Source organism: Streptomyces sp. NPDC017993 (assembly GCF_044328065.1).
Lineage (GTDB): Bacteria > Actinomycetota > Actinomycetes > Streptomycetales > Streptomycetaceae > Streptomyces.
This window is the reverse complement of record NZ_JBIRGO010000003.1, coordinates 448,932-472,854: the sequence shown is the minus strand read 5'-3', so window position 1 is coordinate 472,854 and position 23,923 is coordinate 448,932. Positions and strand designations below refer to the sequence as shown.

Below are 23,923 nucleotides of genomic sequence, written 5' to 3'. Positions count from 1 at the left end.
CCGAGGAGCCGCCTGTGACCGCGCCCGCCTTCCTCCCCAGCCATGTCGTCCCGCCGGAAGGCATGGCCACCTGGTCGGCACCGGACGCCACCCGGCCGATGGTGCCGCTGGACCCGTTGCTGCCGGTCCAGGTCATCGAGCGCCGGGGCGACTGGGCGCTCGCGCTGTGCTCCAACGGCTGGTCGGCGTGGGTCGACGGGCGCTTGCTGCTGTCCGTACCGCACGGCCCGCCGGCCGCAGGCCGGCCCGCGTCCCGGACCGCGGACCCGCGGCCGCTGCTGGGCGCGGTCGAGGGCGAACTGAGCCGGTACCGGCGGCTGATCGAGGAACTGGCCGCGGGGCGGTTGGACGGCGAGTCGTTCGGACAGCGCACCCGGGGCATGCGGGTGGGGGTCGTCGTGGACGGCGAAGCGGTCTGGCTGTACGACGCGCGGCACGAACGGTGGTGCTACTGCGACGGGTTGTCGCTGGAGACCTACGCGGTGAGCGCGGGGCCTTCGACGTCCTCGGCACCGGATGATGCGGGCGGGGCTCGGCCGTCGTACGGCACTTCGCAGTCGTACGAGGCGTCGCCGTCACGCCGGGGGGCGCGGCCCTATGGGGCGTCGGGGGACAGGGGATCGTCGAACGGGGCGTCGGCGGCGCCCGGCGCAGCGCCCGCATCAGGGCGGCAGCAATCCGCCGAGCCGCCGCCGACCGCCGTCGTCACGCCCCCCGGCACGCCACTGGACGCGGCCGACACGCCTTCGCCGTCGAAGGCCGAGCCCGGCCCGGACGCACAGGAGACCGCGGTCCTGCCACCCGGTGAGGCAGGCGCCGACCGGCGCGGCCCACCGCAATCGGCCGCAGCCGCCCCCGAAGCCACCCGCGTCGTCCGGCCTGACGACCTCCCCCCGGAAGCCACCCGCGCCGTACACCCCGACAACCCACCACCAGAGCCCACCGCCGCCGTACGCCCTGATGAGCTCCTCCCCGACGCCACACGGGCCGTACGCCCGGAGGACCTTCCGCCCGGGGCCTCGCCCGTGGCGCCGCGGGAGGAGGCGGAGAGCGGTCCGGCCCGGGACCGCCCGCCGGGAGATCCGGACCCCGACGAGACCCGGCCGATGCGATCCGACGCCGACCGCCCGGGCACGCCTCACCCGCCGCCCCCCACCCATCCGCCCAGCCGCCCGGGTGACTTCGGGTGAGCGGCGAGGGAGCGGCGGCCGACCGGCCGAGGGAACGCTCGACCGCCGCTGATGCCTCCGGGCTGCGGGGGCGTCGGATAGCGGAGTATCTGCTGGAGGACGAGATCGGCCGGGGCGGCATGGCCGTCGTCTACCGCGCCGAGGATCTGCGGCTCGGCCGCACCGTCGCGGTGAAGCTGCTGGCCCCCGAACTGGCCCGCAACGACACCTTCCGCCAACGCTTCGTCCACGAGTCCCGGGTGGCCGCGGCCATCGACCATCCGCACATCGTCCCGGTCTTCGAGGCCGGGGAGACCGACGGCGTCCTCTATATCGCGATGCGGTATGTCGAGGGCCGCGACCTGCGCGCGCTGCTCGACCGCGACGGCAGGCTGCCTCTGGAGACCGCTTGCCGGATCGCTCTCCAGGTGGCATCCGCGCTGGACGCGGCCCATGCGCACGATCTCGTGCACCGGGACGTCAAGCCGGGCAACATCCTGGTCGCCGAGGGCACCGACACCGACCGCCCCGAGCATGTCTACCTGACCGACTTCGGGCTGACGAAGAAGTCCCTGTCACTGACCGGCTTCACCAGCGTCGGACAGTTCGTGGGCACGCTGGACTATGTCGCACCGGAGCAGATCTCGGGACGTCCGGTGGACGGCCGGTGCGACGTCTACAGCCTGGCCTGCGTCCTGTTCGAAATGCTGACCGGAGCGCCGCCGTTCCGCCGCGACGACGACATGGCGCTGCTCTGGGCGCACCAGTACGACCCGCCGCCGGCCCTGACCACTCTGCGGCCCGACCTCCGGCCCGCCGTCGACGCCGTCCTGGCCGCGGCGCTGGCCAAGGCTCCGGAGGGCCGCTACGAGACCTGCCGCGGGTTCGTCACGGCGCTGCGGACGGCGGGCAGGACCGCGCCGCGCGGGGCGACGGCGGCCGCGCCCGGGGAGCATGCGCCGACCCGGGTGGACGTCGGCGTGGAAGAGGGCAGCCCCCGCAACGCGGCGCCCCCTCCCCCATCGCGCTGGGCGACACCGGTTTTCCCTGGCCGCCCCGGCTAGGTGTTCCTTTCCTTTCGACCGCGGTCACCGGCCGGACGCCGGGTGCGCGCCGAGGGCGCGCCGGTTGGGGTCCGACACCCGCGTGACAACCGAACGGCCGGCACGCGGACCCCGAGGGGGCGAGGTCCGTGGGCCGGCCGTGACCGGGAGGTCGGTGGGCCTGGGCGGAGACGGCCTAGTCGCTCGTCGCGGGGTAGAAGTGCCACCCCTGCCGCGCCGAGGGCTCGCCGCCCCACATCTTCTTCAGGTCGACGTAGGCGTCGCCCTCGCCACGAGCGGTGAGGGCCAGGTCATCGTGCCGGTAGGACACGATGCCGTAGTCGGGGTTCTGCGGATCGGTGCCCGGTACGGGCTTCAGCAGCCACCACTGGTCCTTGTTCCCCCGGCTGCAGGTCCGCAGATAGGACAGGCTGCCGTTGCCGTTCTCATCGGTCGCGCAGTGGCCGGCGGGGGAACTCTTGAGGTGGAGGACGGGTTGACCGTCGGAATGCGCGACCGCATTGAACTGCCACTTGTTGTTCCACGTCGGCGCGTCGCTCGGGTAGACCTGGAGGTAGGTTCCCTCATTTCCCTTGGTGTCGTCCGGCAGCAGGTAGTTGCCGGTCACCTGACTCACCGCCAGGAACGGCTGCCCCACCGGGACGGCCTTCACCGCGGTGGGCGCGGCCTGGGCCGGAGCAGCGAGTCCGGCGGCGCTGACGGCCGCGGCGACGGCTGCCGCGGCCAGGACGCCGCGGAGGATACGGACGTGCAATGGCTCTCCTTCGGCCGATTTGCGGCTGCCCGAAGAGATGAATTCGAGGCCACGACAAACGCTAGGTCTCGTGGCGGCTCTTCAGGCAGGGGCAAGAATTCGCCGCCGGAAAGGAAAGGACGAAATGCGCCATGGCCGCATCCGTCGCCCCTCTCCCACCGCATCATCACGGCGGTAATTCCACGCCGTTGCGGAACAGCCCGGTGAAGGGCTGCCCCATCATCCACAGCGGTTTACCCGGCAAGGTGGCGCATTCTCGATGGAATCGGTGTGGAGAGTTTTACGGAGAGTGCCCGTGGCACCTTTCCTCCGATGAGCCGTCGGCTCCGCGCAGGACGGGCGGTGGCCGATTCGGGCGCCGAAAATCCCACTTTTATACAGGGAATCGGCCTCTGCCATACAGCGACTCGGCTCGTGCGGACACGTGGGTGCCGAGCGGAGGGGTGGCCTGAGGTCAGGCGCCGGGTGGGGCCCCGGGGCGGCGCGCCTGGGTGAACGGCACCTGACCACGGTGTCGGACCCGGCGCGCCAGCAGGCTGCCGAGACAGCCGGTCACCAGCCCCCAGGCCGCGCCCAGGCCGACCAGCCACAGGAGTTGCGGTTGCAGGACGATCTCGCCGCCCAGGCCGCCGCCGAGGTCCCCGACGCCCATCAGTGAGAGGCCGTAGTGGGCGAAGATCTCGGTGAGCAGTCCGACGACGAGCAGGGTGAGCGCCAGGGCGACGGCCATCTCCAGGGCGTGCCGCCAGGCCGGCACCCCGGCCGGCGAGCGAACCGCCGCGACGAACCCGGCGGCCAGCAGCACCACCGCCGCCAGGGCCACCAACAGCCAGGCGCGACCGTCGTATGCGGCGAGGGCGCCCACGTCGAGGGTGCGGTCCCCGCCACGGCTGCGCAGCGCCTGGTCGAGCACATGCGGCATGGGCAGACCGATGCCCTTGTCGACGTGTCCGGTCCAGGCGCCGCCCATGCCGACGCCCAGCGCCATCCACGCCAGGTTCGGCAGCCCGAGGCAGAGGACGGCGGCGGTCTCCGCCTGATGGCCCTTGGTGAGGAGCACCACCACGCCGACGACCAGGCCGATCACGGCATAGCCGAGCAGCACCATCAGCATCGCGAACGCGGGCGGCCGTACGGAGTTCTGGAAGTGCAGCAGCCGGGAGGAGAGCGGCGCCCGGCGCGAGACGAGAAAGGTGAGCACGAGGACCGCGAGCAGCCACAGCAGCCCCAGGCCGAGGGTGGCGGGGACATCGGCGCGGAAGCTGACGGTGGGGGTCGCGCCGAATTCCGCTCCGAGGTCGTCGGCGGTGTCGTCGCCGAGCGAGATACGGAAGCTGTGGCGTGCGGCCATGGCGAGGAACAGCAGGAAGAGCAGCCAGAAAAGGGCGGTACGGGCGACCCGGCCGAGCAGCTCCCCGGTGCCGGCCACCGCCCGGTGACGGAGCGGCAGCAGAAACACGGTGGCGGTGGCCAGGACGCCGGCCAAGGTCACCGACAGCGGAACGACCTCCAGGGCGGCGTCCGCCTGCACGATGACGCCGGCGTCGCCCCAAAGATCCACCGAGCCGCCGGCCGCGATGACGACCACGGCCGCGACCACGCGGGGAAACGCCCCGCCGGGCAGATCGCTCGCACCCGCCGCCCACAGGCCGAGCGCGGCGACCACGAACATGGCGACGATGCCCGCCGCTGCCGCTGCCAGTGCCTCCGCCCAGGCCCTCACCAACGGCGGTGCGCCGACGGGGCGTGACGGCTTGTCGGGGCCGGCCTGCGAAGGGCCTCGCATCTGGCTCACGCAAGTCTCCTGCCGGGCGCGGGACCTAGGGGTGACGATTCGCCCGGGACGACGAATGCCGCTGCCGGGGAACGCCTTGAACCACCGTAAGCACGAGCGGGCCGCCCCGCTTGCGGACACTGCCGTGCCGAAGCACACAATGGCCTTGACATAGGCAAACCTGGGCAAAATTCGCATCGCCGGATGGCCCACGCGCGTCGGAAGAGGGCCCGTGACAACTCCACCGCCGCCTGACAGCCACCCGACCGGCCCGCCGTCGGGACCGCTCTCCGGCCCCTCCTCGGGCACGCCCGCCGGCCCCTCACACGAACCGACCCAGGTCGGCTCCGGACCCCAGGAGGGACGGCCCGAGCAGCCCGCCCCGCCCGGACCTCCCACCACACCGGGCGGCCCGGGCAGCACCGGCGGTGGGGGCTCCGGCGGTGGGGGCTCCGGCGGTGGGGGCTCCGGCGGTGAGGGCTCCGGGGACGACGGCTCCGGCGGCGCGAGCGGCACGTCCGGTGGGAAGGGCGGCGGAAAGCCCTGGTGGCGGTCCGCGCCGCGCGTCGCGATCAGCTCCGCCGTCGTGGTGGCGGCCGTGATCCTCACGGTGGTGCTCACCCGCCCGGACGGCACCTCGGGCTCGGGCGAGGTGTTCCTGCAGCCGGCCGCCGCGGAGGGTCCGGACCCCTACACCAAGTCGACCGCGAAGGACTCCTCCGCGCCCGCGTCCCCGACGGCGACACCCGCTGCGCCCTCCGGTGAGGACAACGGCACGGCCGCCGTCCGCGGCTCGGCGCCCGGCCTCTACGGCGGCAGCCGCAATGCCGCGAGCTGCGACGTCGACCAGCAGATCGGCTTCCTCCAGAAGGACCGGACGAAGGCCGCGGCGTTCGCCGGCGTCGCCGGGATCGACGTCGGCTCGATCCCGTCGTACCTGCGGTCGCTGACCCCCGTACAGCTGCGTATGGACACCCGGGTCACCAACCACGGCTTCAAGGACGGGAAGGCCACCGCGTACCAGTCGGTGCTGCAGACCGGCACGGCCGTCATGGTCGACTCCCGCGGGGTGCCGCGGGTGCGCTGTGCCTGCGGGAACCCCCTGACGCCGCCGGTGGCCGTCAAGGGAACGCCGAAGACCGCCGGCAAGGCGTGGCCGGCCTACCGCTCCTCGGACGTGGTGGTCGTGCAGGAGGCCACGACGGTGGTGAACGTCTTCGTCCTCGTCGACCCGGACACCGGGCAGTGGTTCCAGCGCCCCAAGGGCGACACCGGCGGTTCGGACGTCCCGACGACGCCCCCGACGCAGACGCCCTCAGCCTCCCCCTCGTCACCGACACCGTCCTCGCAGCCCCCTTCCGGGCCGTCCGGCTCGACGCCGTCCTCACCACCCTCGGCGCCCGGCACCTCGTCCGCGCCGCCGGACAGTGGCACGCCCGGACCCGAGTCCCCGGCCCCGCCGAGCGAGGCCCCGGACTCCGCCTCCCAGGGCTCGGCTCCCGGTGGCGAGTCGTAGGGCGCGCCCGCACGGCCCCGTCGCCTGTCGGTAGGCGCGCTCGCGGGCTCTGAGGCGCTCCGCCGCGCTTGGGCGGCGGAGCGCCCGCGCGACGCGCACCAGGCAGGAGTGGGAGAGCGCCCCCGGCCCGTTATGCCGTGACGGACGATGACAGGTGCCCAGGACCGCGCGGTCCTGGGCACCTCCCGTTCGGCCACGCACCGGGCCGGCTGCCACTCGCCGTTCCCCGCAACGTCGTTGGCGCCTCCGTTCGCGTTGCCGTTCGCGGCGGAAGAAGCCGGCCCCTGCCCCGGGCGAGGCTGCCCCCCCCCCCCCCCGCACGTCGGTCCGCAGCACCGCTCCGTGTCACGCGGCGGGCCGGCCTCTTCGCGCGGGCTCGCGCGCCCCGTACGCGTGACGTCTCCCGCCCCCTCCCCCTCCCCCTCCCTCTCCCCTCGCGTCACGCGCGAAGCCGCTCCCGTCGCACCGTGTCGTAAATAACGGGCCCGACGGACAACCACTTCAGCGGACAAGCCCTCTGGCTATGCGGTGGGTGCAAGGGCGCCCCGGCGGTACTGCCGCCGGGGCCGCATCCCGCCACTGCCGCTTGTCTGCTCTGGAGGGATTCCTCGTGCATGCCCGACTCCGTCGCCACCCCGCCCGGTTGATACCTGCCCTGATAGCGGCGGCCGCGCTGATGACCGCATGCGGGGCCGGGGCCGACTCGGCGAAGGCGGACCGTTCCGCGACCAAGGTGACCGTGACGCCCGCGGCCGGCAGCAAGGCGGCCGCACTCGGGTCCCGGATAGCGGTGCGTGCCACGGGCGGACAGCTCACCTCGGTCAAGGTCAAGGACGACAAGGGCGCCGAGATCGGTGGACGGCTGGCCGGCGACGGCACGTCGTGGACATCGGACCGCAAGGTCAGGCCGCAGACGGCCTACACCGTCCGGACGGAGGCGGAGTCGACGGACGGCGAGAAGTCCGCCGCCACCTCGGCCTTCACCACCGAGCGGGCCGACAAGGTCAACAAGCTCACCAACACCCCGGCCGGGGCACAGACCGTGGGCACCGGCATGCCGATCTCGATCCTCTTCGATCACCCCATAGCCGAGGACCGGCGGGCCGAGATCGAGAAGGCGTTGAAGGTCACCAGCCGGCCGCATGTCGAGGGGGCCTGGGGCTGGGTGAAGGACTACTCGGGCAAGGACCGGATCGACTGGCGCCCCAAGGAGCACTGGCCGGCCGGCACGAAGGTCTCCGTCAAGGGCGGCCTGGCCGGTATCGACTCCGGTACGGGCGGCTGGTTCGCGCGGGACTACGACTTCTCCTTCACCGTCGGCGCCGACCACCGGGCCGTCATCGACGTGCCGTCACACACCCTGACCATGTACGAGGACGGCAAGGCCGTGGGCACCGTCACGGGCTCCGCGGGATCGCCGCAGGACCCGACCCGCGGCGGTGTGCACACCGTCCGCAGCAAGAACGCGGCCGAGACGATGGACTCCTCCACCATCGGCCACGGCGACGAGTGGATGCTGGACTCGAAGTGGGTCACGCACCTGACCGCTTCCGGGACCTTTCTGCACTCCGCCCCGTGGAACAAGTCCCTGGGCGTGGTCAACAACAGCCACGGCTGCTTCGGTATGACCACCGCGGACGCCAAGAGGGTCTACGACTTCCTGCCGGTCGGCTCCACCGTCGAGGTCAAGGGCACCAGCAGCACCACGAAGACCGACGTCGGCAACGGCCTGGAGGTATGGCAGGAGACCTGGCCGCAGTGGCAGCAGCGCAGCGCGTTGAAGTAGCAGCGCCCTGAAGGAACGGACGGCGGCCCCGGCTCGGTCAGGACCGAGCCGGGGCCGCCGTCACCGCGCCAGGACAGCGCAAGGGGCCCGCACCATGTGGTGCGGGCCCCTTGCGCTGTACGCGTCAGCGTCAGGCGGGAACGATGTTCTCCGCCTGCGGGCCCTTCTGGCCCTGGGTCACGTCGAACGAGACCTTCTGGCCCTCCAGCAGCTCACGGAAGCCCTGAGCCTGGATGTTCGAGTAGTGGGCGAAGACGTCAGCGCCGCCGCCGTCCTGCTCGATGAAGCCGAAGCCCTTTTCCGCGTTGAACCACTTCACGGTGCCAGTAGCCATTTTTTTCTCCTTCGGGGCAATGCCCGAGGCGCACACTGTGCACGCCTCGCGTCGCCGCGATGATTACCCCGTCCGGAAATACACCGGATAATACAAAAGCGCTCCCGCCGTATCCGCCGGCGAAGGCGCTTGAAGTCCTTGGGAACCACAACTGCAACTGCGAACGACACTAGCACGGCCCGACGGACCCTGTACAGCAATGCTTTTGGGGGTTTTCGCGGCCCGGTAATCGCTACCGGGACGCCCGTTATTTCTACACTGGCGACCCTAGATATTCGTCGCCGGCGCCCTGCCGGCAGGGCCCTACCGCGGCTCCGCAAGCCCCCTGGCAGCGCCGGGACCAGCACCCGTCCCACATCGACGAGCCTGCTCACGCAGCGTGAGCACGAAAACTTCCTCCCGCCGGAGCAGGAAAAAACCCGCCGTACACCGAAGGTTTATGTGACGGCCGGCGGACCGATATCGAGGCCCCGCTCGTCGGCTGGCGCCGTGCTAGTGTCGTGCCGCGCTGCCGTTATCTCCGCACGATCGATTGCCAGCACCCCTGGCCTTTCGGAGTCGGTGGGCGCGCTTTTTTATTTCTTCGGTGTTTCTCCGGGCGAGGCGATCATCGCGGCGACGCGGGGCTCACGAGCGTGGGCCTCGGCCACTACCCAAGAGGAGAAAAGCAAATGGCTACCGGCATCGTGAAGTGGTTCAGCGCAGCGAAGGGCTTCGGCTTCATCGAGGAAGCGCCCGACGGTGCGGACGTGTTCGCTCACTACTCGCACATCGCGGCCGACGACCTCGTCGCCCTCCAGGCAGGCCAGAAGGTGAACTTCGACCTCGCGCAGAGCCCCAAGGGCCCCTACGCGGAGAACATTCACCCGGTGTGACGCCACCGGCCGTGTGACGCCATCCGTGTGACGTCGGCCGCCCGTGTGACGTCCCTGCGCAGGCGCCGGAATCCCCGGTCCGCGCACCTGGCGGCCGCCTACCGGTGAGCGGCGCGATGCCCGAACAGGTGCAGCTTGTGCCGGTGGCCGTTGCCTGAACCGACGTGCTCGCGCGGCGAGTCGTCCCCCTGTGCGCTTCCGCCGCCAGGGCTGGTGGTGCCGCTCCCGGCGATCGGGGCGTCGCGGTCGGCGGAGTACGTCTCACGGCGGGAGGGCCCGACGTGGCGTGCGGCGCGTCCCCTGCGAGAGGCCCGCCGGACCCCGCCCAGCAGGAGGCTCAGTCCGAGCATGGCCACGGCGCCGACGATGACGCCGAAGAGGAAGAGCATGCCGGTGGAACCGGTCATGTGGTAGCCGAACACCTTGAAGGCTTCGGCGAGTTCGTGCGCGCTGCCCATGTTGGTGGCGATGGCGGCCACGCCGACGACTATCGCGGCGATCAGCAGGATGAGTCCGAGGATCAGGATCATGACGCGCTCCGAAGCGCTGTCGGTTTGCCTTCCTTCTCAGGTTGCACCCGTCGCGCCGATGGAGCCACCGGGACCCCGGCCCCGCCCGGAGGGCGCGTCACACGTGCCCCGACATGGCACGGCCCCCGAAGTCCGGCTTCGGGGGCCGCGTGGATCAGTCGCCGTCCTTCATCGGTCAGTGGCCGTGACCGTGCCCCCCGCCGTGCCCGTGACCTCCGCCGTGGTGGTGGCCCCAGCTCTCGATGTCGACGACGCGGCGGTGGTCGTTACGCAGCGTCGCGGTGCCGGAGCGGTTGTCCCACACGTACGTGCGGCGGTCCTGGTAGACGTCCCGGTAGGTGTCACGGCCGTAGCCGGTGTGCACCCGTACCGACTGGTGCCCGCGGAGCACCAGGTGGCCGAAGCGGTAGACCTGGTGGCGGCCCTCCGAGAGCGTCCAGCCCCGGAGGTTCACCGCGTGCCGGCCGGTGTTCCGGACTGTCACCCACTCCGCGTTGAGGCTGCGGCGGGAGCCGTCGTCACGCCCGGGGCTGTCGTACTGGATGGCGCCCAGCACGACGGAGGAGCGGTGCGGGCGCGGGTCGTGCGGGTGACCGGCGGCCGCGGCGGGAAGCGCGGCGGTGGCTGCCAAGGCTGCCGAGCCGAGCACGGCGGCGATGACGCGGGATGCGGAGCGGAACATGAAACCTCCTGCATACGGCACCCCCAAGGGGTGTGCCGGTGGTGCCCAGTGCCCAGCACCTCGCCGGGCATCCACACTGTGACGCCCGATCAGCCGGCTTCATGATGAATCCCTTTGTGTGTTACCAAACGTGGACATTTACGCATCCGTTTAGTCTCCGGCGTGCACTCCCCGGCGCACAGCGTCCTTCGCGCGACGCCATGTGCACCGATCCTTCGAGGCTCACCTGCGGCGTCTGCCCGGCGTCCGGGGGCGGCTGAGCAGCAGGAAGACGGTGGCGAGGACGGCGACGGCCTGCGCGATGGCGCTGAGTCTCTTGTCGGCGGTCCAGAGCGGTTCGTACATGTTCGGCACCGGGCCCAGCGTGCCGACGTCGACGTAGCGGTAAACCAGCAGCAGCGCGAGCCCACCCGCCGCGACGAGCCAGGCGAAGAAGTCGGGAGCGGGCCGCCGCCAGATCAGCACGAGCAGGGCCGCGAGCGCGGCGAGCCCGGCCTCGATCCGGAACAGCGTGCCCTGGCTGATGCCTTCCGTGATGGCGTCGTAGCGGTCGGCCAGGTGGGCATGGACGTACGCGTCCACGGCGAGGCCGGCCGCGGCCAGCAGCCGGGCGGCGCCCCGCAGCACGGGAAGCACCCGCCGGGGAGCCGGCTGCGGTGCGGAGAGGTCTTGTGCCACGGCTTCTCCAAGCCTCGCGGGAGCGGGTCAACGGACGGTGAGTGCGCCCTTCATGGACGGGTGGATGGTGCAGAGGTAGTCGTAGTTGCCGGACTTCGCGGGCGCGGTGAACGTGGCGGTGCGCCCCGGCCCGATGGTTCCGGTCTTGAAGGCTTTGGCACCGGTGGCCGTCACGTCATGGGCCGTGGAGTCCTCGTTGACGACGGTGACCTTCGCGCCCGGCCGTACGGTCAGGTCGGCCGGTCCGAAGGCGAAGTCCTTGATGGTGATCCGCGTCCCGCCGGCCGCCGGGGAGGAGGGGGACGCGGAGGGCGTGGTGTCGCCGGACGAGCCTCCGCCTCCATCGGAACAGCCGGTGAGAGCGGCCAGGCACAGGAACGAGGCTGCCAGGGCGGCGCGGCACCCGGAGGGACGGTGCGGACGGCGGCGCAGGAGGGGCATGGTGTCTCCGATGTGCGTGGGGGATCCTCGCGAGGCGGTCAGTAACCGCCACCGCCGCTGCTGCTGTCCTCCGCCGACTTCTCGACCTTGTTGCCGGCTTCGTCGAGGACGAACCACTCGGCGCCGAACTGGTCGAGCCCCTGCCCGTTGGTGTCGCCGGGCTGCTGGTCGCCCTCGAAGTAGTACAGGGGGTGGCCGTTGTACGTGACCTGCTTGCTGCCGCCGTCCCGGGTGGTGGTACCGAGCAGGTCACTCTTGACCCCGCCGCCGCCCTTCGGTGTGCCGGTGGTGGTCGCGGGCGGCCACGCCTTGGCGCACCCGCCGGAGCAGGTGGACTTGTCGGAGGTGTCGGCCTCGAAGAGGTAGAGGGTGCGGCCCTGGCCGTCGACAAGGATCTGTCCGAGCTTGCCGGACCGGGAGTTCACCGTCCCCGCGTCCGCGGAGGGCGAGCCGCTCTTGCTCGCGCTCGCGGTGGGGGTCGGGGACTTGGAGGTGGAGGATTCGTCGCCACTGTCCGAGCATCCGACGGCGACGGCGGCACACACGGCGACGGTGGCCGCGGCGGCGGCCGCCCTGGCGCTTTTCGTCATCAAGCGTCTCCTCCACTTCGGCCGCCGGCGCACGGCTGCGGCACACGCCGCGGCCCTTCCGTGACGGGCCGCCCACCACAGTGGACCCCGGCCACCGCTGACCGGCCATCCGAGCGGCGGCGTTCGGCGTACCCGGCCCGGTTACCGCGCCCCGCGGAGAGCCGCGGGGCGCCCCTCCGTGGGCCACGCGAGGCGGGAACGGCGTACCGGGCACGGGGGCCGTGAGACACCACACCGGCCGCCGGTGTCTCCTTCGGCTCAGGGGCGCCGCTCGTCCGCGCCGCCCCGGGCGCCGGGCACCGCCGGTTCGCCGGGCACCGCCGGTTCGCCGTCCGGCGCGGGCGGTTGCAGCCGGAGCCGCGAGTGGTGCCGACCGTAGAGGACGTACACCACGAGGGCCGCGGCGAGCCAGCCGGCGAACAGCAGGTAGGTGGCCGCCGGCAGCCCGTGGAGCAGATAGCCGCAGAACGCCACCGACAGCACGGGCACCACGGGGTATCCGGGGACACGGAAACCCCGGGGGAGGTCCGGCGCGGTGCGGCGCAGCACGATCACGCCCACCGACACGACGGCGAACGCGACCAGTGTGCCCAGGCTGGTCAGGTCCGCCAGGACGTCCAGCGGGAACACCGCGGCCGTCAGCGCCACGAATCCGCTGACGATCAGGGTGCCCGCCACCGGCGTGCCGGTCCGGCGGTCGACACGGTGGAACACGGCCGGCAGCATGCCGTCGCGGCCCATCGAGAACAGGATGCGGGTCTGGCCGTAGAGCACCACCAGGGTGACGCTGACGATGGAGAGCACCGCGCCCGCCGAGAGCAGCGCTCCCGGCCAGCCCGCCCCGGTGACCCGCGCGAGGATCGCCGACAGGCCCGCCTCCTGGCCCGCGAACGCGGTCCACGGCTGTGCCCCGACCCCCACCAGCGCCACCAGGACGTAGACCGTGGTGACCACGAGCAGCGCCAGGATGATGGCCCGCGGCAGCGTACGGCGGGGGTCGCGGACCTCCTCGCCCGCGGTGGAGACGGCGTCGAGCCCGATGAAGGAGAAGAAGACCGTGGAGGCGGCCGCGCCGATGCCGGCCACACCCATCGGGGCGAAGGGATGGAGGTGGGCGCTGTCGAAGCCGGTCAGGCCCAGCGTGACGAAGAGGGCGAGCACGGCAAGCTTGAGCAGCACCATCACGGTGTTGACCAGCGCCGACTCCCTGGCGCCGCGCACCAGCAGGAGCCCGCACAGCAGGACCAGTACGGCGCCGGGCACATTGAGGTATCCGCCCGCGCCGGGCGGCGCGGACAGGGCTTCCGGCATCTGGACGCCGAAGAGGCGCTGGGTCAGATCGTTGAGGTACTGGCCCCAGCTGACCGCGATGGCCGCGCCGGAGACCGCGTACTCCAGCAGCAGGCACCAGCCGACCGCACAGGCCGCGAACTCGCCGAGTGTCGCGTAGGCGTAGGAGTACGCGGAGCCGGAAACCGGTACCGCGGAGGCCAGTTCGGCGTAGCAGAGGGCGGTGAGGGCTGCCGCGACGGCGGCGATGACGAAGGAGACGGTGACGGCGGGACCGGCCTCGGGGACGGCCGCGTCGAGGGCGAAGAAGATGCCGGTGCCGATGGTCGCGCCGATGCCGATCATGGTGAGCTGGAAGGTGCCCACGGTGCGGCGCAGCCCCCCGCCCTCGGCCGATGCCTCGGCGTCCGCGAGGAATGCCGCCACCGGTTTGCGGCGCAGGAGTTGACGGCGCAGTGGCGGCGCCGGTGCCGTGGGCGGGGCATCGGTGGCGGCGGCCGGGCGGGCGGTGCCGCCGGGCGGGGAGCCGGGTGTGGTGCCGGGTTCGGGGCGCAAGGCGGTCTCATTCCGGGGAGCGGGCAGGCGGGCGGGGGCGGGGTGCCGTCAGGGCAGGTCGCGGCGCATCAGGTCGGCGTAGGTTTCCCGGCGGACGACGGGGCGGGAGCGGCCGTCGCGGCAGAAGACGACGGGCGGGCGGCGGGCGGCGTTGTAGTTGTTGGCGAGGGCGTAGGTGTAGGCGCCGGTGGCCGGGACGGCGATGAGGTCGCCGGGCCGCGGGTCGTCCAGGTACACCCCGGCGCTGAGCACGTCGCCGGATTCGCAGTGTCGGCCTACGAGCCGGCACAGTTCGCCGCCGTGCGGGTCGCTGCCGCCGACCACGCGGGTGGCGACGGCGGCTTCGAACCGCTGCCCGTACAGAGAGACTTCGAGGTTGTCGCCCATTCCGCCGTCCACCGCGACGAAGGTCTCGCCGTCGGCACGCTTGACCGTCACGACGCGGTAGAGCGAGACGCCCGCCTCCGCGACCAGGGACCGGCCGGGCTCGATGATCACCCGCGCGCGGTCGGGCAGCAGTCCGGCGGCCGCGGAGGTCAGCGCGTCGAGATACTCCTCGACGCTCGGCGGGTGGTCCGCGTACGTGTAGCGGGCGCCGAGCCCGCCGCCGAGGTCGTACACGGCGAACTCACCGAGTTCCGCGACCGCCGCCACGGCCCGGACGAACGGCTCGGTGTCGAGGATCTGCGAGCCGATGTGCACGTGCAGACCGTCCAGGCGCAGCCGGTCGCTGCCGCGCAACCGGGCGATGGCGGCGCGGGCCTCGGGCAGCAGCAGGCCGAACTTCGCGCCGCGCTGGCCGGTGGATATCGCCTCGTGGGTGTCGGGCCGTACGTCGGGCGTGACCCGGACGAGGACGGCCTGCTCGCGGCCGGGGGTGCCGGCGAGAATGCGCTCCAAGCGGTCGATGTCGTCGAAGTTGTCGATGACGACGAGCCCGGCGCCCGCCTCGACGGCCGCCCGGAGGTAGGCGTCGGTCTTGGCGTTGCCGTGCACGATCAGCTTGGCCGGGTCGGTGCCGCCGGCCAGGGCGAGGGCCAGCTCGCCGCCGCTCGCGACGTCGACGCCGAGCCCTTCCTCGGCCAGCAGCCGGTAGACGGCGGTGCAGGGGAAGGCCTTGGAGGCGAAGCTCACCGCCGCGTTCGGCCGGCGGGTGGCCAGCCCGTCGGCGTAGCGGCGGGCGCGCGCCCGCAGCGCCGCCTCGTCGATCAGGAGCGCGGGGGTGCCGTGGCGCTCCGCCAGCTCGGTCACCGGGCAGCCGCCGATGCGGAGCGTCCCGTCGGGGGCGGTGGTGCCGGGCGGGAACAGCCCGAGCAGCGCATCGGCGGAGGGCCGGGCGGGAGACGTGGTGGTGCGGGGGGCCATGGGGCGATCTCCTCGGGTCGGGTGGATGACGTGTGCCGGCGGCGCGTCACGCGGGCGGCGTGCCGCTGCCCGGGGCGTGGCTGCGCCTGGCGCCCCTCGCGGGCGGCCGGTGCGGGGCGGCCGCCACTGGGGGCGCTCGGGACCATGCTGGAGGCCCCGCCCCTCCTCGTCGTTGGCGCGATCGCCTAGGGTCCGGCCATGGAGATGACGGATTCGCCAAACCCGCCGGACCTCGGCGGCACGAGCGAGGAGCTGTTCGCGCTGGCCAACGCCGTGGCGGCGGTCATCGGGGGCTCGGTCGCGATCGAGGACCTCGATCACCGGGTGCTGGCGTACTCCTCGATACCGGGCCAGCGGATCGACGAACTGCGCCGGCGCGGCATTCTGGAGCGGCGGGTCCCCGACGAGCCCGAGCAGCAGCGTCAGTACCGCGAGGTCCTCGGTGCCCCCGGAGTGGTACGGCTGCCGGTCCTCTCCCCCGACGAGCTGCCGCGCGCGGCAGCGGCCGTCCGGGCGGGCGATCTGCCGCTCGGCACGATCTGGGCGATCGAGGGGGAGGGCCTCCTCGACGCGTCGGGTGACCGGGCGCTCCTGGACGCCGCGCGGCTCGCGGCGCTGCACATGTTGCGGCGGCGCAGCTCGGCCGAACTGGACCTGCGGGCCCGGGAGGACACCCTGCGCGCCGCGCTGCGCGGCGAGGGCACCCCGCAGGAGATCCGCTTCCAGCTGGGCCTCGCGGAGCGGTCGCAGCTGACGCTCCTCGGCTTCGCGCCCGCGGCGTACGGCGTGGACCGGACCGGCCCCGCGGTGGTCCGGCTCGCGGCCGCGGCCGCCCGGCACTGGGCCGCAGTCCACCACGAGGCGGCGGTGGCCACCGTCGGCCGCACCGTCCATGTGCTTCTGCCGCAGGCCGGCCCCGCCGAGGCCCGCCGCCTCGGCGAACAGGCCGTCGCCGCCCTGAGCCGCACCCTGGAGACGCCGCTGCGCGCCGCCGTCAGCCGTCCCGCCGACGATCCGGCCGAACTGCCGGAGCTGCGCGCCGAGGTGGCCGACATCCTTCGCGTCACGACCGCGTCCCCGGACGCCCCGGCAGTCGCGGCGCTCACCGATGTGCACGCCCGCGTCCTGCTGCTCCACTGCGCCGATGAGCTGGCCCGACGGCCCCGGCTGCGCCACCCCGGCATCGAGGCGATGCGCGCCCATGACCGCAGCCGCCACACGGATTACGCGGCGTCGGTCGTCGCCTGGCTCGACGCGGTGGGCAATGTCGGGGAGGCCGCCCGGCGGCTTACCGTCCACCCCAACACCCTCAAGTACCGGCTGCGCCGCGCCCGTGAGCTGTTCGGGCTCGATCTCGACGAACCAGACGTCCGGCTCTCGTGCTGGCTGCAACTGCGGCTGGCAGACGAGGAGTAGGTGTGGGCAGCAGGGGGCGCACGGCGCGATCGGCCGCTCCCCTCCCCCGCTAACCGGCCACCGCGGACAGACGCGGCGACGGCTTTCGGCCCCTTGGGGGCAGAGCCATCACTCAAGTGGCGCTCACCGGACGGACGCCGCCCCCGACCCGACCGCCGTCACGCCGTTGTGCGCCCGCCTGGACCGTCCCCATCGTTTAAGACATCACAAGACACCTGATCGTATGAAAGACCAGCCGCAAAGCAGGCGAACCGTTACACCTTCGCTACGTTCCGTAAGTGCGCGAATGCCACTGGTGAGCGGATACCGCTGGTGATTCGGGCAGGCAGGTCCGGCACACGCGCACGCAGCAACGCGAGACGGCACGAGAGCTCAAGAGAGAGGTCTTTCATGCAACGCGCCCTCAGTCGGCTGGTTCTGGTTCTCGGCATGCTCGCCGCCCTGCTCGGCGGGATCACCGTCGGTTCGGCGAGCGCGGCCGAATACCCGGCCTACCGCATTCTCAACAACGCCACCGGCGGCAGCCTGCTCCCCCAGGGGTACGGCGGCAGCTCCGCCGACGGCATCTTCATGTACGCCTGGAATCCCGCCGCCACCCTCGGCGGCGACCAGTGGCGATTCGAGAACGTCGGCGGCTCCTACCTCATCCGCAACACCAAGACCGGCAAGTGCCTCAAACCGGGCGGCCCGTACGCGGGCAAGACGTATGTGACCCAGGGCGCGTGCAACATCAGCTACGAGTTCCAGTGGCTGATCGAGCAGCGACCGTACGACAACCAGTACAAGATCACGTCACTCTCGTCGCGGCAGGTCATGACGCCGTATTACGGCAACGCGCTCGGCGAGGTCGTGGTCCTCGAACCGGACAGCGACGTGGCAAAGAACTGGTGGTCCATCACCGCGATCTGACCACCCATCACTTGCTATCGCGACCCCCCACCCGGCCCGGGCGCCACGCGCCCCGGGCCGGTCAGCTCGTCACGGCCCCGCTCGGGTTTGTCAGCCGGACGGGCCGACGCGCTCGCGCGCTGCGGCCACCCCCATAGGCCGGACGGCCCGTGCGCCGTGACAACACCACGCCGACCACGGCGCGGAACGGGATGCACGCGAGGTCGGCGCGCACCCCGTTCCCGGCCCGCAGACGGCTCAACCAACCCAACTATCGGCCGGGTTCAGCCGGTTCATCCGGTTCAGCCGGTGAGGATGGCCGGGTCGCTGACTCCCGGCCGGCTGTTCTCGACGTGGCCGGCGAAGCGGCGAAGGTAGCCGGCGTCCTTGTCGGACACCACCTTCAGGTCGTACCAGCGCTTGCCGGCGCTGAGGTCGACCGCATGCCGGACGGTCGCCCCGGCGCGGACCGTGAGCGTCTCGCTCGCACCCCCGTAGCCGTTGGTGACGGTGAGGCGGCAGTCGGCGCTGCCCGGGTTGGTCAGGGTGAGGACGATGCCGCCGGTGGCCGCGTCGTGCCGGGCGGTCACCTCCGGGCCCACACTCGTTCCGGATCCCTTGAAGGTCCGCAGGAACCCGTTCGGCCCGAAGACCGACAGGTCGTACACGTCCTTGGAATACGAGGTGTTCCAGGTGTCGGAGATCTTCTTTCCGGCCTCCGTGGTGTACGTCCACGGCCCGTCCGTACGGTTCCCGGCGGTGACGGTGAAGCACGCCCCGGCCGCCTCGCCGCCACTGAAGGTCAGGGTGTAGCGCCCCGTGGAGGGCGTGGCGCTGCCGTCGGCCCACGGCGCGTACGGCAGCGGGCGCGCGGGCCGGGAGCCCGCCTCCTGCTTGGGCAGGACGGGGTTGGCCGGCGGCTTCGGCACATAGCTGTCGTGCCGCTCCTTGTCCGGCGGCTCGTAGGCGTCGGTGTCGGGCAGCGAGACCGGCTCGGTGTCCTCCAGGCCGAAGTCGAAGGCCGAGGTGAGGTCGCCGCAGATGGCGCGCCGCCAGGGCGAGATGTTCGGCTCCTGCACACCGAAGCGGCGTTCCATGAACCGGATGATGGAGGTGTGGTCGAAGGTCTCCGAGCAGACGTAGCCGCCGGTGCTCCAGGGGGAGACGACGAGCATGGGAACGCGCTGGCCGAGGCCGTAGGGCCCGGCGGCGTAGCCCGCGTTGCCCGGGAAGTGGTCGAGCGTGGTGTCGACGGTGGACAGGCCCTGGGAGGCGGAGGCCGGCGGGAACGGCGGGGTGACGTGGTCGAAGTAGCCGTCGTTCTCGTCGTAGGTGATGAACAGCGCGGTCCTGCTCCACACGTCGGGGTTGGAGGTGAGCGCGTCGAGCACCTGGGAGACGTACCAAGCGCCGTAGTTCGCTGGCCAGTTGGGGTGTTCGGAGAACGCCTCGGGGGCGGCGATCCAGGAGATCTGCGGGAGCTTGCCCGCCTTCACATCGGCCTTGAGGGCGTCGAAGTAGCCCTCGCCCTGCTTGGCGTTGGTGCCGGTGCGGGCCTTGTCGTACAGCGGGTCGCCGGGCTTGGCGTTGCGGTAGGCGTTGAAGTACAGCAGCGAGTTGTCGCCGTAGTTGCCGCGGTAGGCGTCCTCGATCCAGCCCCACTTGCCGGCCGCGTCGAGGCCGTCGCCGATGTCCTGGTAGAGCTTCCAGGATATGCCTGCCTGCTCCAGCCGCTCCGGATAGGTCGTCCAGCCGTATCCGGCCTCCTCGTTGCCGAGGACCGGCCCGCCGCCCTTGCCGTCGTTGCCCGTGTGGCCCGAGAACATGTAGTAGCGGTTGGGGTCGGTGGCCCCGATCAGCGAGCAGTGGTAGGCGTCGCACACGGTGAACGCGTCGGCGAGCGCGTAGTGGAACGGGATGTCCTGGCGGGTCAGATGGGCCATCGTGCCGGCGGACTTCGCGGGGATCCACTGGTCGTACTTGCCGTTGTTCCATGCCTTGTGGCCGCCGGCCCAGTCGTGGTTGAGGCCCTCGATGAACTGCATGCCCAGGTTCTCGGCGTCCGGGTGGTAGGGCAGCACTTCCTTGTTCCCGTCCGGCTGGTGCCAGACCGGCTTCCCGCTGGGAAGGGTCGCCGGGCGCGGGTCGCCGAAGCCGCGTACGCCCTTGAGCGCGCCGAAGTAGTGGTCGAAGGAACGGTTCTCCTGCATCAGCACGACGACGTGCTCGACGTCCTTGATGGAGCCCGCGCGGCGTGCGGCGGGGATGGCCGCGGCACGGGTGATGCTGCTCGACAGGGCCGAGAAGCCCGCGGTCGCACCGGCGATCTGGAGAAAGCGCCGCCGATTCAGTTCTGGCATGAGTCTGGAACCTCTGGGGTGTGGGGAGTTCACGGAAGGGTGGATCGTTCTGTGCGGTCGTGTGCGGTGGTGTGGGAAACACAGGTCGCACGCAGTGTTCCAAGAGGAACGAGTGCCAGGGAAGAGGTGGTGTCCCGCATCTGACCGACGGCCGTACGGAGGACGAACACCCTGGCCGGGAAAGCGGGCGCCGGCGCGGCACGCCGGACGGATGTCTGCGTCTCGTACGTAGCCAGGAGAGAGCGCCGGGAGAGGGCCGGGTACGACCTGACGCCGGCCCGTCGCCCTCAGGCGTCGGATGGGTCTTCGGTGACCTCGTCCAGGAGGTGGGGGCCGTTGTTGCGCACGTTGTTGACCGTGGTGGGCACGGCTCGGGCGTCCAGGTGGCCGGCGGCAGGTGCGGTCAGCAGGGCGCGGAGCTCCCCGGCGTCCTCGTGGGCGGGGTCGAGCCAGGCGCTCCAGTCGTCGGGGGCGATGGCCAGCGGCATGCGGGGGTGGACGCGTCCGGCGGCGTCGGTGGCCTCGGTCGTGATGATCGTGCAGGTCGTCCGCCACGCTCCCGGGGCGTCGTCGGGGGCGGCCGGGTCGCGCCAGAACTCGTACAGCCCGGCGAGCGCCATCGCCTGGCCGTCCTCGGGGCTGATGAAGTACGGCTGCTTGCGGCTCTTGGTGGTCCTGGTCGCCGCGACGGTCTGCCACTCGTAGAAGCCGTCGGCCGGCAGCAGGCACCGGCGCTTGGCGAACGCCCGGCGGTAGGCGGGCTTCTCCGTGACGGTCTCCACCCTGGCGTTGATCATTTTCGGTCCGGTGCTCAGGCTCTTCGCCCAGGACGGCACCAGGCCCCAGCGCAGCTGCCGGAGCTGCCGGGTGATCTCGCCGGTGTCGCGCTCGACGCGTTCCAGCACCGACCACACGTCGTCGGTCGGGGCGACGTTCCAGCTCGGGTCCAACGCTTGAGCGGGGTCCCAGCGTGTGACGTCGAACAGGTTGACCAGATCCTGCGGACTGCGGGTGGAGACGTATCGGCCGCACATGGCGTCCACATTGCCACGCCGTCGGCGGCTGGTGCGGGCACCCACGCCCGCCGCCTGCCGTGCGGCGCGAAGGCGGGCACCTGACCTCACACCGGCACACTCACACGCCCTGTCGCCTCCCGGCTCCTGCCACCGGCCCGTCCCGGGAATGCGGTTCGCGGAATACGGGCTCCTGGCAAAGTGGGTGAGTCGGTCACCAAGGGAGCCAAAGGAGCGGCCCTGCATGAGTGTTGAGTTTCTGATCACCGCGTTCATCATCGTCGTCTCCCCCGGAACCGGTGCCGTGTACACCGTGGCCACGGGGCTGACGCGTGGACTGCGTATGTCGGTGGTGGCGGCGTTCGGTTGCACCCTCGGCATCGTCCCGCACATGGCGGCGGCGATCGCGGGCCTTGCCGCCATCCTGCACACGAGCGCTCTGGCCTTCGAGAGTTTCAAGTGGGCGGGCGTCGCCTACCTCCTCCACCTCGCCTGGCAGACGCTGAAGGAGAAGGGCGCGATGAAGATCGACACCGAGGGAGAGAGCACGAAGAAGGACAGGTCCGCGGCCGGGGTCACGGGAACGGCCATTCTGATCAACTTCCTCAACCCGAAGCTGTCCATGTTCTTCCTGGCGTTCCTGCCCCAGTTCGTCCCCGCCACCGGCGCCGGCACGCTGCCGCGGATGCTCCAGCTCTCGGCCGTTTTCATGATCATGACGTTCGTCGTCTTCGTCGTCTACGGCGCCTTCGCGGCAGCCGTACGCGACCACATCATCACCCGGCCGAAGGTGCTGGCCTGGATGCGGCGCACCTTCGCGGTCGCCTTCGTGGGCCTCGGCGTCCAGCTGGCTCTCGCCGACCGCTGAGTGCCCGCATATCCCGCCTGCTCGCCCACCCCGGGAAGTTCATCAGGAGTGGGCGGATCCGCGTACGGGCCTGTAACGACGGCCGGGAAGTCGGGCAGTCGGGCAGGGCTACGGGCGGCGTCCCCATGCGGAGATCATCGGAGCGGTGGCGAGGTCGAGCCGACCGGTGGCGACGTTCGCCAGGTGACGGTCGATCTCCTCGCCGGTGGCGAGCCCTTGCTCGATCAAATGATGGCGGATCTGCCGCACCGTCGCGTCCTCGAGCACGGCACACGCCGGCGAGGTGATCGGGAAGTACGCGTCGGCCTGCACCTCGTCGAGGCCGGCCTCGCGTAGCACTCGGGGCAGGGTCCGCCCGTACGCGAGGTCCGCGCCGCGCGCCGCCATCAGGGTGCGGAAGCCGGACCGCAACCGGTTGGCGAGCCGCTGCTCGGGACCGGACTCGTCCGGGCACAGCAGCGGCTGCAGCCCGGGGTCGGCGTCCTCCAGGAGCAGCCAGCCGCCGGGCCGCAGCGCCTGGACCATCCGGCGCAGGGCCTCGGCGCGGTCCGCGACATGCACCAGGAGCAGCCGGGCGTGCACGAGGTCGAAGCTTCCGGGCGGCGGAGGATCGGCCGCCACGTCGTGGGACAGCACTTCGATCACGCCACCGGCGATGTCCCGGGTCCAGGACACGTCGATGTCGGTGGCGACGACCGTGCCTGTCGGGGCGACTCGCTCGGCCAGCCCGAGGGGCACCGAGGGACCACCGGCGCCGACCTCCCAGCACCGCATGCCGGCACCGATTCCGAGCCGGTCGACGTGCCGGAACGTCACCGGGTCGAAAAGCTCGGCGAGGGCGCCGAAGCGGATACCCGCCTCCGACTGCCTGTTGTCCAGCAAGTATCCGCGGTCGGCCTCGTGATCACCCATGTGGCGATTCTGACAGCGGACGGACGTGGGGCGGGCAGGGGATCCCGCGTACCGGGCATCCGGCATATACATGGCGTGTGAGGCGGGCACCTCCGCCTTCGGCGCGCGTCGAGCGGCAAGGGAGATCGTCATGGTGCGGAGTGCGGACGGAAGCGACGCGGCGGGGTCGGCCGACGGCGTCGCGGCGGGCAACGCGGAACAGGCGCAGGCGTGGAACGGCGACGACGGGCGCTACTGGGCCCAGGAGGCGGCGCGCCACGATGCGATGCTCCGCCATTTCACGCCGCACCTGTTGGCGGCACTGCCGCTCGGGGCCAGCAGCCGGGTGCTGGACATCGGGTGCGGGGGCGGGGAGACGACGACCGAGGCGGCCCGCGTCGCCTCCGATGGTGCGGTGCTCGGCGTTGATCTGTCCGGTCCGCTGCTGGAGGTGGCCCGGCGGCGGGCGGCGGCGGACGGGTGGCGCCAGGTGACCTATGAGAAGGCGGACGCGCAGGTCCACCGCTTCGCGAGGGGCGGGTTCGACTGCGCGCTGAGCCGCTTCGGGGTGATGTTCTTCGCCGATCCCGCGGCCGCGTTCGGCAATATCGCCGGCGGGCTGCGGTCCGGCGGCAGGCTGGCGTTCCTGTGCTGGCGCGCGCTGGCGGAGAACGCGTTCCTGAACGTGCCGTTCGCCGCCGTCGCGCCGTACCTGCCGGTGCCGGACTTCGGGGAGCCGGGCGCCCCGGGCCCCTTCTCGCTCGCGGACGCCGACCGTATCCGGGAGGTATTGACGGGCGCCGGCTACGACGAGATCGCGATCGGGCCCGTGGATGAGCCGATGCGGATGGGCGCCGACCCCGAGGACGTCATCTCCTATCAGCTGGGACTGCCGATGGCACGGTCGATGTTCCCCGAGGGCGAGAGCCGGGAGAAGGCCCAGGCACTGGCCGCACTTCGGGAGGCCCTGGCCGAGCACCAGGGCCCGGAGGGTGTGATGCTCGGCGGCGCGGCGTGGTTGGTGACGGCCAGGCGGCCCTGAAGGAGGGGCACTCCCCGGGACGTTGCGTACGGGCCGGGACGG

22 protein-coding genes are annotated in these 23,923 nt (G+C 72.0%); 9 read left to right on the top strand and 13 right to left on the bottom strand.

What is annotated here, in order from left to right; translation table 11 throughout:
* Window positions 1-14: 14 nt before the first annotated feature.
* Together ACH4FH_RS07210 and ACH4FH_RS07205 are read left to right on the top strand one after the other, a co-directional pair.
* Window positions 15-1,190, top strand: a complete 1,176-nt coding sequence (locus ACH4FH_RS07210; RefSeq protein ID WP_398554730.1) for a hypothetical protein — start codon at window positions 15-17, stop codon at window positions 1,188-1,190.
* Complete coding sequence (locus ACH4FH_RS07205) at window positions 1,187-2,233, top strand: serine/threonine-protein kinase (protein ID WP_398554729.1); 1,047 nt, start codon at window positions 1,187-1,189, stop codon at window positions 2,231-2,233. Before ACH4FH_RS07210 ends, ACH4FH_RS07205 begins: the two co-directional genes overlap by 4 nt.
* A 175-nt stretch (window positions 2,234-2,408) precedes the next feature.
* Here ACH4FH_RS07205 and ACH4FH_RS07200 read toward each other — a convergent pair whose 3' ends face one another.
* Window positions 2,409-2,987, bottom strand: a complete 579-nt coding sequence (locus tag ACH4FH_RS07200) for a hypothetical protein (RefSeq protein ID WP_398554728.1) — start codon at window positions 2,985-2,987, stop codon at window positions 2,409-2,411.
* Between the two features lie 454 nt (window positions 2,988-3,441).
* Window positions 3,442-4,782, bottom strand: a complete 1,341-nt coding sequence (locus ACH4FH_RS07195; RefSeq protein WP_398554727.1) for a streptophobe family protein — start codon at window positions 4,780-4,782, stop codon at window positions 3,442-3,444.
* A 211-nt stretch (window positions 4,783-4,993) separates the two neighbouring features.
* Between ACH4FH_RS07195 and ACH4FH_RS07190 the strand changes: the two genes are divergently transcribed.
* Both ACH4FH_RS07190 and ACH4FH_RS07185 read left to right on the top strand, forming a co-directional pair.
* Window positions 4,994-6,277 (top strand): DUF6777 domain-containing protein, encoded by a 1,284-nt coding sequence (locus tag ACH4FH_RS07190; protein ID WP_398554726.1) that lies wholly within the window; start codon window positions 4,994-4,996, stop codon window positions 6,275-6,277.
* 610 nt (window positions 6,278-6,887) lie between these two features.
* A complete protein-coding gene (locus ACH4FH_RS07185) occupies window positions 6,888-8,063 on the top strand; it encodes an Ig-like domain-containing protein (protein WP_398554725.1) in 1,176 nt (391 codons plus the stop codon).
* A 130-nt stretch (window positions 8,064-8,193) separates the two neighbouring features.
* Here the strand turns inward: ACH4FH_RS07185 and ACH4FH_RS07180 are convergent, their stop codons facing one another.
* Window positions 8,194-8,397, bottom strand: coding sequence for a cold-shock protein (locus ACH4FH_RS07180; RefSeq protein ID WP_393893624.1), 204 nt, complete (start codon window positions 8,395-8,397; stop codon window positions 8,194-8,196).
* Window positions 8,398-9,068: 671 nt separating this feature from the next.
* Here ACH4FH_RS07180 and ACH4FH_RS07175 point away from each other — a divergent pair.
* A complete protein-coding gene (locus tag ACH4FH_RS07175; RefSeq protein WP_398554724.1) occupies window positions 9,069-9,272 on the top strand; it encodes a cold-shock protein in 204 nt (67 codons plus the stop codon).
* A gap of 98 nt (window positions 9,273-9,370) precedes the next feature.
* Here the strand turns inward: ACH4FH_RS07175 and ACH4FH_RS07170 are convergent, their stop codons facing one another.
* The 7 genes from ACH4FH_RS07170 to lysA all read right to left on the bottom strand — a co-directional run bounded on the left by ACH4FH_RS07170 (window position 9,371) and on the right by lysA (window position 15,403).
* Window positions 9,371-9,802 (bottom strand): hypothetical protein, encoded by a 432-nt coding sequence (locus ACH4FH_RS07170; protein ID WP_398554723.1) that lies wholly within the window; start codon window positions 9,800-9,802, stop codon window positions 9,371-9,373.
* 175 nt (window positions 9,803-9,977) lie between these two features.
* Window positions 9,978-10,484, bottom strand: coding sequence for a lamin tail domain-containing protein (locus ACH4FH_RS07165; protein WP_398554722.1), 507 nt, complete (start codon window positions 10,482-10,484; stop codon window positions 9,978-9,980).
* A gap of 222 nt (window positions 10,485-10,706) precedes the next feature.
* Window positions 10,707-11,162: a hypothetical protein gene (locus ACH4FH_RS07160; RefSeq protein ID WP_398554721.1), complete on the bottom strand. Its 456-nt coding sequence runs from the start codon at window positions 11,160-11,162 to the stop codon at window positions 10,707-10,709.
* A 27-nt stretch (window positions 11,163-11,189) separates the two neighbouring features.
* Window positions 11,190-11,603 carry a cupredoxin domain-containing protein gene (locus ACH4FH_RS07155; protein ID WP_398554720.1) on the bottom strand — a complete coding sequence of 138 codons (414 nt, stop codon included), beginning with the start codon at window positions 11,601-11,603 and terminating at the stop codon, window positions 11,190-11,192.
* Window positions 11,604-11,641: 38 nt separating this feature from the next.
* On the bottom strand, window positions 11,642-12,193 hold the full coding sequence (locus tag ACH4FH_RS07150) for a hypothetical protein (RefSeq protein WP_398554719.1): 552 nt from the start codon (window positions 12,191-12,193) through the stop codon (window positions 11,642-11,644).
* A gap of 258 nt (window positions 12,194-12,451) precedes the next feature.
* Window positions 12,452-14,038: an APC family permease gene (locus ACH4FH_RS07145; protein ID WP_398554718.1), complete on the bottom strand. Its 1,587-nt coding sequence runs from the start codon at window positions 14,036-14,038 to the stop codon at window positions 12,452-12,454.
* A gap of 48 nt (window positions 14,039-14,086) precedes the next feature.
* Window positions 14,087-15,403, bottom strand: coding sequence for a diaminopimelate decarboxylase (gene lysA / locus ACH4FH_RS07140; RefSeq protein ID WP_398554717.1), 1,317 nt, complete (start codon window positions 15,401-15,403; stop codon window positions 14,087-14,089).
* 198 nt (window positions 15,404-15,601) lie between these two features.
* Here lysA and ACH4FH_RS07135 point away from each other — a divergent pair, with 198 nt between their 5' ends.
* A complete protein-coding gene (locus ACH4FH_RS07135) occupies window positions 15,602-16,819 on the top strand; it encodes a PucR family transcriptional regulator (RefSeq protein ID WP_398554716.1) in 1,218 nt (405 codons plus the stop codon).
* A 390-nt stretch (window positions 16,820-17,209) separates the two neighbouring features.
* A complete protein-coding gene (locus ACH4FH_RS07130) occupies window positions 17,210-17,728 on the top strand; it encodes an RICIN domain-containing protein (protein WP_398554715.1) in 519 nt (172 codons plus the stop codon).
* 281 nt (window positions 17,729-18,009) lie between these two features.
* Here ACH4FH_RS07130 and ACH4FH_RS07125 read toward each other — a convergent pair whose 3' ends face one another.
* Window positions 18,010-20,067: a phosphocholine-specific phospholipase C gene (locus ACH4FH_RS07125; protein WP_398554714.1), complete on the bottom strand. Its 2,058-nt coding sequence runs from the start codon at window positions 20,065-20,067 to the stop codon at window positions 18,010-18,012.
* 287 nt (window positions 20,068-20,354) lie between these two features.
* A complete protein-coding gene (locus ACH4FH_RS07120; RefSeq protein WP_398554798.1) occupies window positions 20,355-21,101 on the bottom strand; it encodes an SOS response-associated peptidase in 747 nt (248 codons plus the stop codon).
* 223 nt (window positions 21,102-21,324) lie between these two features.
* Between ACH4FH_RS07120 and ACH4FH_RS07115 the strand changes: the two genes are divergently transcribed.
* The gene (locus ACH4FH_RS07115) at window positions 21,325-21,948 is read left to right on the top strand and encodes a LysE family translocator (protein WP_398554713.1); all 624 of its coding nucleotides are present in this window, start codon (window positions 21,325-21,327) and stop codon (window positions 21,946-21,948) included.
* Between the two features lie 108 nt (window positions 21,949-22,056).
* On the opposite strand, the gene ACH4FH_RS07110 is transcribed toward ACH4FH_RS07115, so the two are convergent.
* Window positions 22,057-22,860 (bottom strand): class I SAM-dependent methyltransferase, encoded by an 804-nt coding sequence (locus ACH4FH_RS07110; protein ID WP_398554712.1) that lies wholly within the window; start codon window positions 22,858-22,860, stop codon window positions 22,057-22,059.
* Window positions 22,861-22,990: 130 nt separating this feature from the next.
* On the opposite strand from ACH4FH_RS07110, the gene ACH4FH_RS07105 reads away from it, so the two are divergent.
* Entirely contained in the window at window positions 22,991-23,881 is an 891-nt protein-coding gene (locus tag ACH4FH_RS07105) for a class I SAM-dependent methyltransferase (RefSeq protein WP_398554711.1), read from the top strand.
* The last annotated feature ends 42 nt before the right edge of the window (window positions 23,882-23,923 follow it).

Excerpts from the sequence above, each read along its gene's own strand:
- ACH4FH_RS07180 (WP_393893624.1), bottom strand. The coding sequence starts at position 8,397 with ATGGCTACTGGCACCGTGAAGTGGTTCAACGCGGAAAAGGGCTTCGGC.
- ACH4FH_RS07175 (WP_398554724.1), top strand. The coding sequence starts at position 9,069 with ATGGCTACCGGCATCGTGAAGTGGTTCAGCGCAGCGAAGGGCTTCGGC.
- ACH4FH_RS07170 (WP_398554723.1), bottom strand. The coding sequence starts at position 9,802 with ATGATCCTGATCCTCGGACTCATCCTGCTGATCGCCGCGATAGTCGTC.
- ACH4FH_RS07165 (WP_398554722.1), bottom strand. The coding sequence starts at position 10,484 with ATGTTCCGCTCCGCATCCCGCGTCATCGCCGCCGTGCTCGGCTCGGCA.
- ACH4FH_RS07155 (WP_398554720.1), bottom strand. The coding sequence starts at position 11,603 with ATGCCCCTCCTGCGCCGCCGTCCGCACCGTCCCTCCGGGTGCCGCGCC.
- ACH4FH_RS07150 (WP_398554719.1), bottom strand. The coding sequence starts at position 12,193 with ATGACGAAAAGCGCCAGGGCGGCCGCCGCCGCGGCCACCGTCGCCGTG.
- lysA (WP_398554717.1), bottom strand. The coding sequence starts at position 15,403 with ATGGCCCCCCGCACCACCACGTCTCCCGCCCGGCCCTCCGCCGATGCG.
- ACH4FH_RS07135 (WP_398554716.1), top strand. The coding sequence starts at position 15,602 with ATGGAGATGACGGATTCGCCAAACCCGCCGGACCTCGGCGGCACGAGC.
- ACH4FH_RS07130 (WP_398554715.1), top strand. The coding sequence starts at position 17,210 with ATGCAACGCGCCCTCAGTCGGCTGGTTCTGGTTCTCGGCATGCTCGCC.
- ACH4FH_RS07125 (WP_398554714.1), bottom strand. The coding sequence starts at position 20,067 with ATGCCAGAACTGAATCGGCGGCGCTTTCTCCAGATCGCCGGTGCGACC.
- ACH4FH_RS07120 (WP_398554798.1), bottom strand. The coding sequence starts at position 21,101 with ATGTGCGGCCGATACGTCTCCACCCGCAGTCCGCAGGATCTGGTCAAC.
- ACH4FH_RS07115 (WP_398554713.1), top strand. The coding sequence starts at position 21,325 with ATGAGTGTTGAGTTTCTGATCACCGCGTTCATCATCGTCGTCTCCCCC.
- ACH4FH_RS07110 (WP_398554712.1), bottom strand. The coding sequence starts at position 22,860 with ATGGGTGATCACGAGGCCGACCGCGGATACTTGCTGGACAACAGGCAG.
- ACH4FH_RS07105 (WP_398554711.1), top strand. The coding sequence starts at position 22,991 with ATGGTGCGGAGTGCGGACGGAAGCGACGCGGCGGGGTCGGCCGACGGC.